General features: G+C 51.1%; 12 protein-coding genes. 6 read left to right on the top strand and 6 right to left on the bottom strand.

Annotated features, from left to right (window positions below):
• The first annotated feature begins 155 nt into the window (after positions 1–155).
• Both T433_RS0106535 and T433_RS0106530 read left to right on the top strand, forming a co-directional pair.
• Complete coding sequence (locus T433_RS0106535) at positions 156–1,142, top strand: malate dehydrogenase (protein ID WP_027455293.1); 987 nt, start codon at positions 156–158, stop codon at positions 1,140–1,142.
• A gap of 76 nt (positions 1,143–1,218) precedes the next feature.
• Positions 1,219–1,734: a gamma carbonic anhydrase family protein gene (locus tag T433_RS0106530; RefSeq protein ID WP_027448945.1), complete on the top strand. Its 516-nt coding sequence runs from the start codon at positions 1,219–1,221 to the stop codon at positions 1,732–1,734.
• Here the strand turns inward: T433_RS0106530 and T433_RS0106525 are convergent.
• Entirely contained in the window at positions 1,712–2,806 is a 1,095-nt protein-coding gene (locus T433_RS0106525; RefSeq protein WP_027455292.1) for a metallophosphoesterase, read from the bottom strand. The genes T433_RS0106530 and T433_RS0106525 overlap by 23 nt on opposite strands.
• Positions 2,807–2,897: 91 nt before the next feature.
• On the opposite strand from T433_RS0106525, the gene T433_RS0106520 reads away from it, so the two are divergent.
• Both T433_RS0106520 and T433_RS0106515 read left to right on the top strand, forming a co-directional pair.
• A complete protein-coding gene (locus T433_RS0106520; RefSeq protein ID WP_027455291.1) occupies positions 2,898–3,956 on the top strand; it encodes a TIGR04133 family radical SAM/SPASM protein in 1,059 nt (352 codons plus the stop codon).
• A 55-nt stretch (positions 3,957–4,011) separates the two neighbouring features.
• A complete protein-coding gene (locus tag T433_RS0106515; protein ID WP_027455290.1) occupies positions 4,012–4,248 on the top strand; it encodes a hypothetical protein in 237 nt (78 codons plus the stop codon).
• A gap of 44 nt (positions 4,249–4,292) precedes the next feature.
• Here T433_RS0106515 and T433_RS0106510 read toward each other — a convergent pair whose 3' ends face one another.
• Both T433_RS0106510 and gltX read right to left on the bottom strand, forming a co-directional pair.
• Positions 4,293–5,540, bottom strand: a complete 1,248-nt coding sequence (locus T433_RS0106510) for a 3-deoxy-D-manno-octulosonic acid transferase (protein ID WP_027455289.1) — start codon at positions 5,538–5,540, stop codon at positions 4,293–4,295.
• Positions 5,540–7,057: a glutamate--tRNA ligase gene (gene gltX, locus T433_RS0106505; protein WP_027455288.1), complete on the bottom strand. Its 1,518-nt coding sequence runs from the start codon at positions 7,055–7,057 to the stop codon at positions 5,540–5,542. Before gltX ends, T433_RS0106510 begins: the two co-directional genes overlap by 1 nt.
• Before the next feature lie 231 nt (positions 7,058–7,288).
• Here gltX and T433_RS0106500 point away from each other — a divergent pair, with 231 nt between their 5' ends.
• Both T433_RS0106500 and T433_RS0106495 read left to right on the top strand, forming a co-directional pair.
• A complete protein-coding gene (locus tag T433_RS0106500) occupies positions 7,289–9,352 on the top strand; it encodes an HD family phosphohydrolase (protein ID WP_027455287.1) in 2,064 nt (687 codons plus the stop codon).
• Positions 9,353–9,527: 175 nt separating this feature from the next.
• On the top strand, positions 9,528–11,138 hold the full coding sequence (locus tag T433_RS0106495; protein WP_027455286.1) for a porin family protein: 1,611 nt from the start codon (positions 9,528–9,530) through the stop codon (positions 11,136–11,138).
• Positions 11,139–11,153: 15 nt separating this feature from the next.
• Here the strand turns inward: T433_RS0106495 and priA are convergent, their stop codons facing one another.
• Genes priA through porN form a run of 3 tightly spaced genes read right to left on the bottom strand, consistent with a single transcriptional unit; the run spans position 11,154 to position 15,119 of the window.
• A complete protein-coding gene (gene priA / locus T433_RS0106490; protein WP_027455285.1) occupies positions 11,154–13,424 on the bottom strand; it encodes a replication restart helicase PriA in 2,271 nt (756 codons plus the stop codon).
• Positions 13,425–13,427: 3 nt separating this feature from the next.
• Positions 13,428–14,024: a porin family protein gene (locus T433_RS0106485; protein WP_162164183.1), complete on the bottom strand. Its 597-nt coding sequence runs from the start codon at positions 14,022–14,024 to the stop codon at positions 13,428–13,430.
• Positions 14,025–14,078: 54 nt separating this feature from the next.
• Positions 14,079–15,119 carry a type IX secretion system ring subunit PorN/GldN gene (gene porN, locus T433_RS0106480; protein ID WP_027455284.1) on the bottom strand — a complete coding sequence of 347 codons (1,041 nt, stop codon included), beginning with the start codon at positions 15,117–15,119 and terminating at the stop codon, positions 14,079–14,081.
• Positions 15,120–15,144: the final 25 nt, after the last annotated feature.

The raw sequence follows: 15,144 nt of genomic DNA, 5'->3' as shown, positions 1-15,144 counted from the left end.
CCATGGTTTTGGCAAATGCAGTTTACAAAAGGCTACCTATTATCAATATTTAACGTTATTAAATGCGGAAGTTCTGACTTTACTTCCGCATTTTTTTTGTAATTTTGCAGCATTCAAGAATAACAGTAAATAATATAAAAAACACTAAAGAAATTATGGCATTTTTAACTGACGAGAAATTGGTAATTGTTGGTGCCGGTGGTATGATCGGTTCTAACATGGTTCAGAGTGTGCTGATGCTGGGTCTGACTCCTAACATCTGCTTGTATGATATTTATGAGCCCGGTGTTCATGGCGTTTACGACGAGATGTGCCACTGCGCCTTCCCCGGTGCAAACATCTCTTACACCGTAGATCCTAAAGAGGCTTTCACTGGTGCTAAGTACATCATCTCTTCTGGTGGTGCTCCCCGTAAGGAGGGTATGACCCGTGAGGACCTGCTGAAGGGTAACTGCCAGATCGCAGCTGACTTCGGTGAGAACATCAAGAAGTACTGCCCAGACGTGAAGCACGTGGTTGTAATCTTCAACCCCGCTGACGTTACCGCTCTGACAGCCCTGATTCACTCAGGTTTGAAGCCCAACCAGCTGACCTCTCTGGCAGCACTCGACTCTACCCGTCTTCAGCAGCAGCTGGCTCAGGAGTTCGGTGTACGTCAGGACAAGGTGACTAATGCTTACACCTACGGTGGTCACGGCGAGCAGATGGCTGTATTCGCCAGCAAGGCTCTGATCGACGGCAAGCCCCTCTGCGAGCTTCCTCTCTCTGAGGAGCGTTGGGCAGAGATCAAGCACATGACCACACAGGGTGGTAGCAACATCATCAAGCTCCGTGGCCGCTCTTCATTCCAGAGCCCTGCTTATCAGGCTGTGAAGATGATCGAGGGTGCTATGGGTGGTGAGCCTTTCAAGTGGCCTGCTGGTTGCTATGTAAACGCTTACGGCTTCAAGAACGTGATGATGGCTATGCCTACCGTTATCGACAAGGACGGTGTGCACTTCACACAGCCCGAGGGTACTGCTGAGGAGATGGCTGCACTGCAGGCTTCTTACGAGCACCTGCAGAAGATGCGCGACGAGATCATCTCTCTGGGCATCATCCCCGCTGTAGAGGACTGGGCAAAGGACAATACCAACCTGTAAGCAATTGATAATTGATAGTTGATAATTCTTGGCAAAGCCAAGCGGCGGAGCCGAGCGGACAATTAACAATTCAGGTATGGCTTTGATTAAATCATATCGCGGTCTCGCTCCCAAATGGGGGCGAGACTGTTATTTTAGTGAGAATGCCACCATCGTGGGTGATGTAACGATGGGCGACGAGTGCTCGGTGTGGTTCAACGCGGTGGTACGTGGCGACGTGGCCCCTATCACCATCGGCAACTGCACCAACATTCAGGACGGCAGTTGTGTGCACGTGACCCACGAGACGGGGCCTACACACATTGGCAACTACGTGACGATAGGCCACAACGTGACGGTGCATGCCTGCACCATCCACGACAACGCACTAATAGGTATGGGCTCTACCCTACTGGACGGTTGCGAGGTGGGCGAAGGCGCAATAGTAGCGGCAGGAGCCCTGGTGCTACAGAACACCAAGATTCCTGCCGGTGAGATATGGGGAGGCGTGCCTGCTAAGTATATCAAGCCTGTACGTCCGGGACAGACCGACAATGCCAAGCACTACGTAGAATATTCGAAATACTATCTTAACGAACAGAACGGAGAGTAGCTACGACATACTCGCTCTGGGTGCCAATGCGGAACTTACCGCCCCAGATGCCTATGCCCGACGAGACATAGTACTGGGTGGCGCCACGCTGATGACTGCCCCACGAGCATTCGTAGAGGCGATCCGTGATCCAAGATATTGGCCACACCTGTCCACGATGGGTGTGGCCACTTAGTTGAAAGTCAACGCCTGCAGCCTCGGCACGCTCCAGATTGTAAGGCTGATGATCGAGGACAATGGTGTAAAGATCGCGGTTGGTCACCAACTCATCAATCGGCATGCGGTGCAGGTTTGTACGGTCGTCGCGGCCCACAACGACCAGACTTCTATCGACGACGGCAGCCTCATCCACCAGCAAATGGATGCCAGCAGCCAGATAGAACTGGTGGGCTTCTGGCACACCGGCATAGAACTCATGATTGCCCAAGCAGGCATAGACGGGTGCCTTAATGCGACGAAACTCCTCGGCCATGTTTTCTTCTAAGAGCGGACGCATGCTCATGTCGATGATGTCGCCTGCTATCAGCACATAGTCTGGATGTTCGGCATTGATCATATCCACCCAACGGTGCAACTCAGTGCGGGGGTTATGATAGCCTAGGTGCAGGTCGCTCAGCATCACCAGCTTCAAGGGCTTGCGAAGGGTCTTAGTGGTGGTAAGGTTCAGCTCCACTCGTTTCTTGTGATGATACTTCAGGTTGCCGGCCATGAACACCACAAACATGCCCAAGGTGATGGCCATGGTGGTATAGAAGTTTTGGTGCAACCACGCTGCAGGTATCAGACGCACAAGACGGCCAAGGTCGAGCACCAGAAAGATGAGCACCAGGTAAAGCAGCACGATGACAGAACTGTCGCCCACGTCATAGCTCAGGCGAGCTAGGCCCAGCGGCAAGTGGTCGATCACACGACCCAGATTAAGAAACAACAGGAAGAAAGACAATAGGCCAAAGCCTATCAGACCGCCACGGAACCAGGGCGACAAGGGCACTAATGTCCATACGTGCCAACCAATATATGCGATGCCCAGCAGAGGCATCAGCAAGAAAACCATCATCCACATAAATCTCATTATTTTGTTTTTTGAGGTACAAAAATACGAAAGTTTTTGTGTTTACAAAAATCATTTGTATCTTTGCAACATCGAATAACATTTTTAAACGATGGAGCTACGCCGAAGAATAGCCCTTGAGGCCAACCGCTTGCGCAACCATAACCTGCAACAACTACACCCTTTACGACAGTTGTTTTGGGAGTGTACCTTGCGCTGCAACGTGCACTGCAGGCATTGTGGCAGCGACTGCAAGCACGAGGCGCAACAGGCCGACATGCCTCGCGAGGATTTCTTCCGCGTGCTGGACAGCGTAGCCCGCAAATGTAATCCCAACGAGGTCTTTATCATTCTGAGCGGCGGCGAACCGCTGATGCGCGACGACCTGGAACTGTGTGGCCGCGGCATCATGGAACGGGGCTTCCCTTGGGGCATGGTGACCAACGGTCTCTACCTCGACGAAGAGCGGTTTAGGGCACTCCGGCAGGCAGGCCTCTGCTCGGTGGCCATCAGTCTGGACGGACTGGAAGACAACCACAACTGGCTGCGCTGTCATCCGGAGAGTTTCAAGCGTGCCAGCGCTGCCATCGACCTGCTGGTGAACGATGGCGACATCAAGTATGACGTGGTGACGTGCGTGAACCAGCGCAACTACGACCAGCTGAACGACATCAAGGAGTTTCTGATAGAGAAGGGCGTCAGCGACTGGCGCCTGTTTCCCATCTTCCCGATGGGACGAGCCGCCAACGACCCGCTGTTGCAACTGCCACCCGACAAGACACGCGGTCTGCTGGACTTCATACGCGACACACGACACGAGGGACGCATCCGTGCCAACTATAGCTGCGAGGGCTATCTCGCAGACTACGAAGGTGAGGTGCGCGACTGGTTGTTCCGCTGTGCTGCCGGCATCACCGTCGGGTCGGTGCTCATCGATGGCGCTATCGGGGCATGCACCAGCATCCGCTCTGACTTTTCACAGGGAAACATCTACCAAGATGACTTTATGGAGGTGTGGGAGAACCGCTACCAGCCTCATCGACATCGCGAATGGATGAAACGTGACCAGTGTGCCAACTGCAAACACTGGCGATACTGTGAGGGCAACGGGCTACATCTGAGGACAGCGGAAGGGCGACTGATCAAATGTAGCTTAAAAGAGATCATGTAAAAAGGGGATTAAAAAAGAGAATACTAAAGAAGACTGAACATAAACACTTGAGGATATGAAAAAGAAAGTACTGAAGACTACGAACATCTTGCTGACCGGTGCGATTGCAGCACTGGGCTTTGGTGCCTGCAAATCGAGCAAGAACGTAGTAAAGGAGACAAAGCCCGCACCTGCTCCGGAGATGATCAAAGAGGGAGATATACGCGTGGTCTATGGACCACCACCTGCCTATCTGCAGAAGGAGAAGCCTGACACCATCAAAACAAAAGAGGCGAAAGGCAAGAAAAAGTGAGAAACGAAAAGCGGCTATGCTCGATGCACAGCCGCTTTTCATTTTTATTTGATTTGTACGCCGCTCAACACTTTTTGTGTGGCACCAGCCAGTTGTTGCACCAGCTTGCCGGCTTCCTGACCGGCGGACGTTATCTTTTGAGCATCAGCATCAAAGAGATTCATCTGACGCTCGAAGTCTTCATAACTTGAAATCTCTAATCCTCCACCGCAGGCTTTCAACTTCTGGGCCTCCTGGAACTTCTGATTGTTGGGACCAAAGAACACGGGAACATCCCACACGGCGGCCTCCAACGTGTTGTGGATGCCAACACCAAAACCGCCACCGACATAGGTCACATCACCATAGCGATAGATGCTGCTGAGCAGGCCGAAGCAGTTGATGATGAGAACGTCGAAAGATGAGAGTTGAGAGGTGAGTGTTGAGAGGTGAGATTCTGCCTCCGTATAGCGGATGACCTTGCGACCTTCGAGCAGTTTCTCGATTTGCTGGAGGTGGTCTTCACCTATCACGTGAGGGGCGATAATCAGTTTCCAATCCTTATGCTGATTGAAATACTTGATGAAGATCTCCTCGTCGGGCTGCCACGAAGAGCCGGCCACAAACACATGTGGAGCATCCTTAACGAAAGCCTCAACGATGGGCAACTGCTTGGCAGCGGCCTTGATCTGGAGCACACGATCGAAACGGGTGTCACCAACCACCGTCGTATTGGTCAGGCCAATGCCTGCCAGCAACTCACGACTCTTCTCGTTCTGCACGAAGAAATGGGTGAAGCACTTCAGCACACGACCATACTGACGACCATACCAGCGGAAGAACACCTGTCCGTCGCGGAAGATACTGGACACGCTATATACGGGTACATGGCGATGCTTCAGTATGTGCAGGTAGTTGTACCAAAACTCATACTTGATGAAGAAAGCCATCTCTGGACGTATGATGCGCAGGAAACGACGTGCATTGGTGATGGTGTCGAGGGGCAGATAGGTAATGATGTCGGCACCCTCGTAGTTCTTGCGCACCTCATAGCCTGAGGGTGAGAAGAACGTGAGCAGGATCTTGATGTCGGGATGCTCGCGCTTGATCTGTTCGATCAAGGGACGGCCCTGCTCAAACTCGCCCAACGAGGCTGCATGGAACCACACATAGCGAGCATTGGGATCTACCTTTTCGCGCAACACGCGGAAAGCATCGCGCTCACCACGCCACATCTTACGCACCTTCTCGTTGAAGCGGCTATAGATAGCCACTCCAAGAAGATATAGATATATGATCAGGTTGTATAACATTAGCCCAGCACTTCGATGGCACGTTTCATTCTGGCAATGGTTTCATCCTTGCCCAAGAAGGCTGAGATATCGAACATGCCAGGACCCTTACCCTCACCAACGAGCGTCAGACGCCAAGCATTCATCACGTTGCCCAACTTATACTCTTTCTGTTCAACCCAAGCGTGAACAATCTGTTCCTGGTTCTCGAGCGAGAAGTCCTCAATACCCTCAAGCACGCCGATGAGCTCGGTCATCACCTGAGCAGAGTCTTCCTTCCAGCGCTTCTTGGCTGTCTTCTCGTCATAGGCGGTGGGAGCCTCAAAGAAGAATGAACAGAGAGGCCACAGCTCCTTGACGAAACTGATACGGTCTTTCATCATCTCGCAGACCTTAACGATGCGGTCGAACGAGTCATTGACGCCATGAGCACGCACCTCGGGTTCCCACAGACGGGCAATCTCCTCTGCACTCTTCTTCAGGACATACTCGTGGTTAAACCAGATGCCCTTCTCGTAGGCGAACTTAGCGCCGGCCTTTGAACACTTAGAGATATCGAACAGAGGCACCAGTTCGTCGAGGGTGAAGAGCTCCTGCTCGGTGCCAGGGTTCCATCCCAACAGAGCAAGGAAGTTGATGACAGCCTCGGGGAAGTAACCCTGCTCACGATAGCCCGTAGAGGTGACGTTGCCCTGCTCATCTTTCCAGTCGAGGGGGAACACGGGGAAACCAAGACGGTCGCCATCGCGCTTAGACAACTTACCCTTGCCATCGGGCTTCAGCAACAAGGGCAGGTGGGCAAAGCGGGGCATAGTGTCCTGCCAGCCAAAGGCCTTGTAGAGCAGCACATGCAAGGGGGCACTGGGCAACCACTCCTCACCACGGATCACGTGGGTGATCTCCATCAGGTGGTCATCAACGATGTTGGCCAGGTGATAGGTGGGCAGCTCGTCGGCACTCTTATAGAGCACCTTATCATCGAGGATGTCGCTCTTCACGCGCACCTCACCGCGAATCATATCGTCAACAAGCACTTCCTCGCCAGCGTCAATCTTGATGCGCACCACATACTGCTTGCCCTCGGCAATCAGCTTCTCCACCTCTTCCTGAGGCATGGTCAGCGAGTTGCGCATCATGGTGCGGGTCTTATTGTCGTACTGGAAATTCTCGATCTCCTCACGCTTCTGGGCCAACTCCTCGGGGGTATCAAAGGCGATATAAGCCTTACCGTTGTCCAGCAGCTGCTTCACATACTTCTTGTAGATGTCGCGACGCTCGCTCTGACGATAGGGGCCATGCTCACCACCGAAAGATACGCCTTCGTCGAACTTGATGCCCAACCAGTTGAAGGCTTCGATGATGTAGGCCTCAGCCTGGGGCACAAAGCGCGTGGTGTCGGTATCCTCAATACGGAACACCAGATCGCCACCATGCTGCTTGGCGAACAGATAATTGTACAAGGCGGTACGTACGCCACCGATATGAAGGGGTCCTGTGGGACTGGGTGCAAAGCGCACCCTCACTTTTCTTTCTGCCATGTGTTTTTTTAGTTCTTTTTATATTTTGGTGCAAAGGTACTAATTTTTAATCATTCAGCCATCAATTTTCCTAATTTTATTTAAATAGGTGTAACGTGGCGATTCGGGGGTGACGCAATCAAACCTTTTGAAGCCGTTTCACCGCTGTCACATTGCTATAATTTCGGTTAAAACCTTGGTTGTATGCGAAATAATGTATAAATTTGCTGCCAGAAACAAAGACTTATCTACATGAAAGGTATTAACTTTAAGATAGAACTGACGTGGCAAGACATCGCAAAACGCATTGCCCTGATGCTTGGCACCGTACTCTTCATCGTGTGGTTTATGCCACGAGACAACAAGCCTTCGTTCAAAGTGGAGATGGACAAGGTGTGGCGGCATAACGACCTGATAGCACAATTCGACTTCCCCGTTTACAAAAGCGACTCTGTGATACAACAGGAAAGAAGACAGGTGCTGAAGGACTATGAGCCATACTACATCTACGACAAGGAGAAAGGACAGCAAATGGAGCATCTGTTTATCACGGAGATAAGACAGAAGCAACCTGGACTTTCCGGCAGTTTTATCAACGCGGTAAGCTCTCGCATTCGCGTACTCTACAAGCAGGGCATTGTGGATACGAAGAAACCCATGAAAGTGGCAGAAGACACGGTGAGAGCGATACGCCGCATTGACGACAAAGAGGCCACAAGCATTGACGCCGGTTCGGTGCTGACCCCCGTGGAAGCCTACGAACGACTGAGGCTGGACCCAGGCCTGATGTACTACCACGAGGCCATCTCTAAGATGGACATCAACAACTATCTGGTACCCAACCTGACCTACGACAAGTCGCGCAGCGAGGAGAGCATGGAAGACCTGGTGGCCAGCGTGCCACTGGCTATTGGCGTGGTGCAACGAGGTCAGAAGATTGTGAGCCGTGGCGATCTGGTTGACGAGCATACGTTTCAGATCATCACCTCGTACCTGAAAGAGATAGAACTGAGACATAAGTCTGAATCCACCTTTAACAGTACGGTAGTGGGCGAACTGCTCTTTGTGACACTACTCATAGGTGCTTTCACCATCTATCTGAGCATCTATCGCCGCGACTATTTCGAGCGTATTCGCTCGGCCATGATGATCTATGCACTCATCGTGCTGGCCACGGTGGATGCGTCGCTGCTGGTAGAACACAACCTATTCCATGTGTTCCTGCTGCCTTTCGCCATCGTGCCCATCTTCATCCGCGTGTTTATGGACTCACGAACGGCCTTCATGGCTCATGTGGTGGTGGTGCTGATCTGTGCCACCATGCTGCAACGCCCACTGGAGTTTATATCCGTAGAGATAGCTGCAGGACTGGCAGCCATCTTCTCGCTGAGGGAACTGTCGAGCCGTTCACAACTGTTCTGGACCGCCATCATCACATCGAGTGTGGCCATGCTGGCCAACCTGGCAGTGTTTATGATTCGTTCTGGCAACATCGAGCGCATAGAGCATACTGAATATGTGTTCCTGGTGCTGAGCGGCATCATCCTGTTCTGCTGTTACCCTCTACTCTATCTCATCGAGAAGTTCTTCGGGTTTACGTCAGACATCACGCTGATTGAGTTGAGCGACATGAACAAGGACCTGCTGCGACGCATGAGCGAGGTAGCGCCCGGCACCTTCCAGCACTCTATCCAGGTGGGCAACCTGGCTGCTGAGATAGCACGTAAGATTGGCGGCAACCCGCAACTGGTGCGTACGGCAGCTCTGTATCACGACATCGGCAAGACACAGAACCCCATCTACTTCACCGAAAACCAATCGGGCGGCATCAGTCCTCACGACCAACTATCGTATATTGAGAGCGCACAGATGATCATCAGCCACGTCACCGAGGGACTGAAACTGGCCAACCAGCATAACCTGCCCAACCAGATTCGTGACTTTATTGCCACACACCACGGCCTGGGCAAGGCAAAATACTTCTATATCAAGTATAAGAACGAGCATCCCGACGAGGATATCGATGAACTGCTGTTCACCTATCCCGGTCCTAACCCGTTCACCAAGGAGCAAGCCATCCTGATGATGGCCGACGCCGTGGAGGCTGCTTCACGCTCGCTGCCAGACTATACGGAGCAGAGCATCCGCACACTGGTCAACAAAATTGTTAACAGCATGGTGGAAGAGGGCTATTTCCGCGAGTGTCCTATCACCTTCCGCGACATTGCATACGCACAAACCGTGATGATAGAAAAGCTGAAAACAATCTATCACACCCGTATCAGCTACCCTGAAGAGAAGAAAAACGGCGCATAAAATGCACACTTAAACCCACTTTTGTGCAACGAAAAACTGCACAAACTGCACTTTTTGTGCAAGTTTGTGCAGTTTTTTAGTTAATTTATCTTAATCTAGGCGATGTATTAAAAAAGTTTTAAAACAAACTCTATACCTTTGCAGCCGAATTTTTTCAACAAAGTTTTAAATTGAAATGAAAACAAAATCAATTTTGGCCAGCCTTCTGCTGGCAGCAGCCACCACAGCGAATGCAGGTGGTATCTTAACCAACACGAATCAAAGCATCGATTTTTTGAGAAACCCTGCACGCGACGCTGCCATCAGTCTGGACGGTGTTTACTCGAACCCTGCAGGTGTTGTCTTCCTGCCCGAGGGATTCCACCTGGGATTCAACTGGCAATATGCTCACCAGACACGTACCATTGAGTCAACCAGCGAATACTTTAAGTATGGCAAGAAGAACAATGGACAGACCACAAAGACTTATGAGGGTGTGGCCGATGCTCCATGTATTCCCTCTATTCAGGCTGCTTGGAACAAAGGTGACTGGAGTCTGCAGTTCAACTTCTCAGTGCCCGGCGGTGGCGGTGCCTGCAACTTTGACAACGGTCTGGGCTCGTTTGAGCGCGTAGTTGGTAACATTGCCAGCGGACTGATGACGCTCGACGGTGCTGCTAAGCAAATCAACGGCATGCTGAAAATGAATGGTCAGCCAGCTGTTCTGCCTGAATACAATATCATCGGCTACGACATGGACGGCTATATGCAGGGACGCCAGTACTACTTCGGCTTCCAACTGGGTACAGCCTACAAACTGAACGACGACCTGTCGGTATATGGTGGTCTGCGACTGCTCTATGGTACCGCCACCTACAAGGCGCGTATCAGCAATATCCAGGTTGGATTTAGCGGCGACATCGCTCCTTCATACATGAACTTCGGTAGCTTCCTGCCACAGGTAGAAGCTCAGGCTCAGGGCTGTATCAGCACACTGAACGGCATGATCACCCAGGTGAGCAACGGCATGAGTCAGCTGGAGGCTAACAACATGACGAACACACCTCAATACACAGAACTGGCAGCTCAGAAGGCACAGTTGGAGGGCAGTCGCGATCAACTGCACGCCAGCAGCACACGTCTGGCTCAGTTGTCAAAATACTCAGACGGTGTGAACCTGCTCTGCAACCAGTCGAGCGTGGGTATTGCTCCTGTGATTGGTATCGACTATCGCTTCAACCGCTTCAATCTGGCTGCAAAGTACGAGTTTAAGACTGAAATCAGAATGAAGAACGAGTCAACAGTCTTTGAAGCCAGCGAGATTGAATCTGTCAATAAGTTCCGCGACAGCGAGGAGGTGAACGAAGACCAGCCTGCCCTGCTGACACTGGGTGCCATGTGGACGCCCATCGATCCACTGCGTCTGAACCTGGGCGGACACTACTACTTTGACAAGGACGCCAACTGGTATGGCAATACACAGCATAAGCTGGACAACAACTCATGGGAGGTGCTGGCAGGTGCTGAGTGGGACGTCAACGACCGCATCACCATCTCACTGGGTGGACAGCTGACACGCTATGGTCTGACAGATGAATACATGAACGATATGTCGTTCGTAGTAAACAGCTATAGTCTTGGTTTTGGTGCTAACTATAAGGTGAACGACAACATCACACTGAAAGGTGGTTACTTCCAAACCTACTACGACAACTACAAACGCAACAACTATCCCACTGCTGGAGAGAGCGACGCCTTCACCCGTACCAACCGTGTGATCGGTATCGGTTGCGACATCCACATTTAAGAATAAAGAGACCTCCTACAGAGGATCTACATCATAATAGATCTGAAGTGAACTATAACGCTTGTCTTGCAGCAACTGCTGTTGGGCAAGCGTTAAATATTGACGGACCTTGGGCATATCGATGCCGTTCTCAAGTTTGAGAACCATCTTACGGATGCACAAGGTCTTTACTTTTGCCACGGCTGGTTTGTCGGGACCAAGCACACGACCGCCAAACCACTGACGCAGGCGAGTACCGAATTCGAGACTGGCAGTATTGACCACATCATCGTTCTTGTGTTTCAGATACACGTAAATCAGGCGATAATAAGGAGGATAATGGAACAACTGACGCTCGGCCACCATGTCTTGATAGAGCGCCTGATAGTCATTGCGAACCACCTGCTGAATGACAGGCAACTGAGGATTCTTCGTCTGGAGAATCACCAAGCCACGCTTTCCCTTACGACCGGCACGACCACTCACCTGTGCCATCATCATGAAGGCGTGCTCATAGGCACGGAAGTCGGGATAGTTGAGCATGGTATCGGCATTAAGGATACCAACCACACTGACCTTATCGAAGTCAAGACCCTTACTGATCATCTGAGTGCCAATGAGCAGATTGGTACGTCCGGCAGAGAAATCGCTGATAATACGCTCGTAGGCATTGCGGGTGCGCGTGGTGTCGAGGTCCATACGCGAGATACGTGCATCGGGGAAGATATCGCGTATCTGGTCTTCTATCTTCTCGGTGCCATAGCCACGGCCCTGCAGGTCCTTACAACCGCAGGCCGGACACTCGGTGGGGATACGATAGGTGAAACCACAGTAATGACACGTCAGTTGGTTCATACTGCGGTGCAATGTCAGGCTGACGTCACAATGTTCGCAACGAGGCACCCAACCACACTGCTTACATTCTACCATCGGAGCCCATCCTCGACGGTTCTGAAATAGAATAGCTTGTTCGCCACGATCCAAAGCCTCGCGTACGCGTGCTAATAAAAGAGGTGAGAACGGACCATTCATCATCTTACGATGCTGCAGGTCTTGAGTATCCACAACCTGAATCTCGGGCAGTTCGATGCCCTGGTAGCGCTCTTTCAGTTCAACAAGTCCGTACTTTCCAGTCTTCGCATTATGATAGGACTCCACACATGGGGTGGCAGTGCCAAGAAGCACACGCGCGCCCTTCTGCGCCAACATGATAGCAGCACTGCGAGCATGATAGCGCGGCATGGGGTCTTGCTGTTTATAGCTGGTTTCATGTTCCTCGTCAACGATGACCAGCCCCAAGTTCTTAAAAGGCAGGAACACCGCAGAACGAGCACCAAGAATGATGTCGTAAGGATTATCAGAGAGCTGCTTCTGCCATATCTCCACACGTTCGGCATCACTATACTTAGAGTGATAGATACCTAAACGAAGTCCAAAGACGCGCTGCAAGCGCTGCATCATCTGGACGGTGAGTGCAATCTCGGGCAAGAGGTAGAGCACTTGGCGGTGTTGCTCTATCTCGCGCTGAATAAGATGAATGAAAATCTCCGTCTTGCCGCTAGAGGTGACACCATGCAACAGAGTGACGTTCTTCTTCATGAACGACATCAGAATCTGATTGTAGGCATCCTGCTGAGCTGGGTTCAACGCCTTGACGAGCTCTGGGTGTGGCTCACCGCCGTGATTCAGGCGTCCCACCTCCACCTCGTAGGTCTCAAGAAAGCCACGCTTTATCAACTGATTGAGCGTGGGAAGTGTTGCACCGGTGGAGTTCATCAGTTCCTCGCGTGTGATTTCTATCACGCTCTCGCGACAGGTATCGCCATCGATGGTGTCCCATCGCGACAGTGAGAGATAACCAATAAAGGCTTCCAACTGTTTGGGAGCGCGCTTCAAAATGTTGAGCGCCACATGCAGAGAAGCCTCCTGACGGTAGTTGGCGGTCAGACGGATATAAGTCTCTGTACGAGGACGATAGCCATCTTCTGCCTTCAGTCCTGCAGGAAGAGCAGCCTTATAGACCTCGCCAATGGGCGACATATAATAATCGGAGATCCATTGCCATAGCCTGAGCTGCTGTGGAAACAGAATGGGGGAAGAGTCTATCTGCTGAAGAATATCCTTCACGGCATAGCCTTCTGGCTTCTGCTGATGAAGACGAGCAATGATAGCAATATAGGTCTTGCTTTTACCAAAGGGTACCAACACACGCATGCCTGTTGCCACTGTGCTTTCCATCGACTGAGGAACAGCATAGGTAAAAAGGCCGTCTAACGGCACGGGCAATATGACGTCTGCGTAGGTCAAGCGTTAGAAATAATAAGAAACGGAAATACGCCAAGCGTTGGTCTTAGACTTGGCGGTGTGCATATCTAAATCCTGAAGTTCTGAAGCCAGCGTATCCCAGGTAAAGTCGGCAGTCTTGCCTAGGGGCACGTTATAATAGATGCCAGCTTCAAGGTTGCCACCAATCTTGGCACCCGCACCAAGGTTGATGCTAAGGGTGGTCTCTTGGAAGGTGAAGTGCTTACGATAGTGATCAATGTCTTCCCACTGGAAAGAAGACTTACCCAGATTGTAGCTCAACTGAGGACCAGCACTGACAAAGATGCCCAGCAGATCGCCGATAGACACCCCGAAACGAGCATTGGCCGGCACCACCAGACTTTCTTGTGTGAGCGTGCGTGTGCCCACCTTGATGTTACGCTGATCATAGAGTGCCGACACATCGACAGAGAGTCCCATCACAGGTGTATCTATACGCATGCTGGGACCAATGAAGAAACCTGCACGGTTGCTCTTGTCAAGATCACCACTTGAAAACTCCATAGACGTCAGGTCAAATCCACCCTTGGCGCCTATCTGTATATCTTGCGCGAACGATGACATCGTCAGAAACAATGCCATCGCCGTCAGATATAATCTTTGTATGAACCTCCCTTGTATCATCATATCTAGATATTAATGTCGCTGTCTGCGCACGGAGACACGTGCTGCCGAGGAACCTCCGCCCGAAGAACTCTTCGTTTTGGTCTTCGTCACTTTCTCTTTCTTTGCAGTAGTGCGCGTCCTACGTGTAGCCGTCTTTTTATCCTTTGCCGTATTAGCGGCTACGCTATCGGGCTCTGCAGGTTTCTCTCTTTCACCAAAGATGCCATTGCGGAAATTCTCCAGTTCTTTCTCAATGCGTTTCTGCTCAGAAGACAACTTGGTGGTATCGTTTCCTGCTATCTGCGCCAAGGTCTTACCAAGACGATTCGCCGTCTTATAGATCTTACCCTGATACTTATTCAGTGTGAAATAGTCGTCCATGTTCATCACTGCGGCATCGTTGATATCACTGGTCTTCACGGTTTGACGACTGAGATAAGGTTCCACCTCACTATATTTCACCCAGAACAAGGGATATTTAGCAGCCTCACCACCGAAGTCATCTTCGCGCAACATCACAGGGCACAATGCCAACGGTTTGATATGGAAAGTGGAATTAGCCTGGTTATAATAGGCACTCTCCTTCAGATAGTACATCTTCACCTCAGAAGAAGGAATATCACTGTTATCCACCTTTAGCTTACCGTCTTTCTCCTCATAGAAGATATGATAGTTGTCGAGCACGGTCTTCATGTCAATCTTGGCACTGGCCTCCAGTACCTCGTTGCCATCCAGACGGTATTCGTACACAGGGATATAGCCCTGAAGAGCCAATTTGAAGATATAAGTGAACAGATTCATCTGTTTGCCAACAGGCTCCACAGGATCATAAAGGCCCGCATTAGCTTCATGACTGAGGTCTATCTCGCGGTAGATATCACGACGCCACACCACATCCTCGGGCATATCGAGTGCCGTGGGATACTGAATGCGCATGCGCTGTGTCATTCCCTGAGAATTTGACTGCTGCTGTTTTTTCTCAGCAGTCTGCTGATTACGACGCTGCTTGGGTTGCGCCATTGCGCCACCAGCCACCAGCGTTATCATCAATAAGAATAATAGTCTCTTCATATCTTTCTTAACTCTTATTTCTTCA

Source organism: Xylanibacter brevis ATCC 19188 (genome assembly GCF_000621725.1).
Lineage (GTDB): Bacteria > Bacteroidota > Bacteroidia > Bacteroidales > Bacteroidaceae > Prevotella > Prevotella brevis.
This window is presented reverse-complemented; position numbering and strand designations above follow the sequence as displayed.

Excerpts from the sequence above, each read along its gene's own strand:
- T433_RS0106535 (WP_027455293.1), top strand. The coding sequence starts at position 156 with ATGGCATTTTTAACTGACGAGAAATTGGTAATTGTTGGTGCCGGTGGT.
- T433_RS0106530 (WP_027448945.1), top strand. The coding sequence starts at position 1,219 with ATGGCTTTGATTAAATCATATCGCGGTCTCGCTCCCAAATGGGGGCGA.
- T433_RS0106525 (WP_027455292.1), bottom strand. The coding sequence starts at position 2,806 with ATGAGATTTATGTGGATGATGGTTTTCTTGCTGATGCCTCTGCTGGGC.
- T433_RS0106520 (WP_027455291.1), top strand. The coding sequence starts at position 2,898 with ATGGAGCTACGCCGAAGAATAGCCCTTGAGGCCAACCGCTTGCGCAAC.
- T433_RS0106515 (WP_027455290.1), top strand. The coding sequence starts at position 4,012 with ATGAAAAAGAAAGTACTGAAGACTACGAACATCTTGCTGACCGGTGCG.
- T433_RS0106510 (WP_027455289.1), bottom strand. The coding sequence starts at position 5,540 with ATGTTATACAACCTGATCATATATCTATATCTTCTTGGAGTGGCTATC.
- gltX (WP_027455288.1), bottom strand. The coding sequence starts at position 7,057 with ATGGCAGAAAGAAAAGTGAGGGTGCGCTTTGCACCCAGTCCCACAGGA.
- T433_RS0106500 (WP_027455287.1), top strand. The coding sequence starts at position 7,289 with ATGAAAGGTATTAACTTTAAGATAGAACTGACGTGGCAAGACATCGCA.
- T433_RS0106495 (WP_027455286.1), top strand. The coding sequence starts at position 9,528 with ATGAAAACAAAATCAATTTTGGCCAGCCTTCTGCTGGCAGCAGCCACC.
- T433_RS0106485 (WP_162164183.1), bottom strand. The coding sequence starts at position 14,024 with ATGGCATTGTTTCTGACGATGTCATCGTTCGCGCAAGATATACAGATA.
- porN (WP_027455284.1), bottom strand. The coding sequence starts at position 15,119 with ATGAAGAGACTATTATTCTTATTGATGATAACGCTGGTGGCTGGTGGC.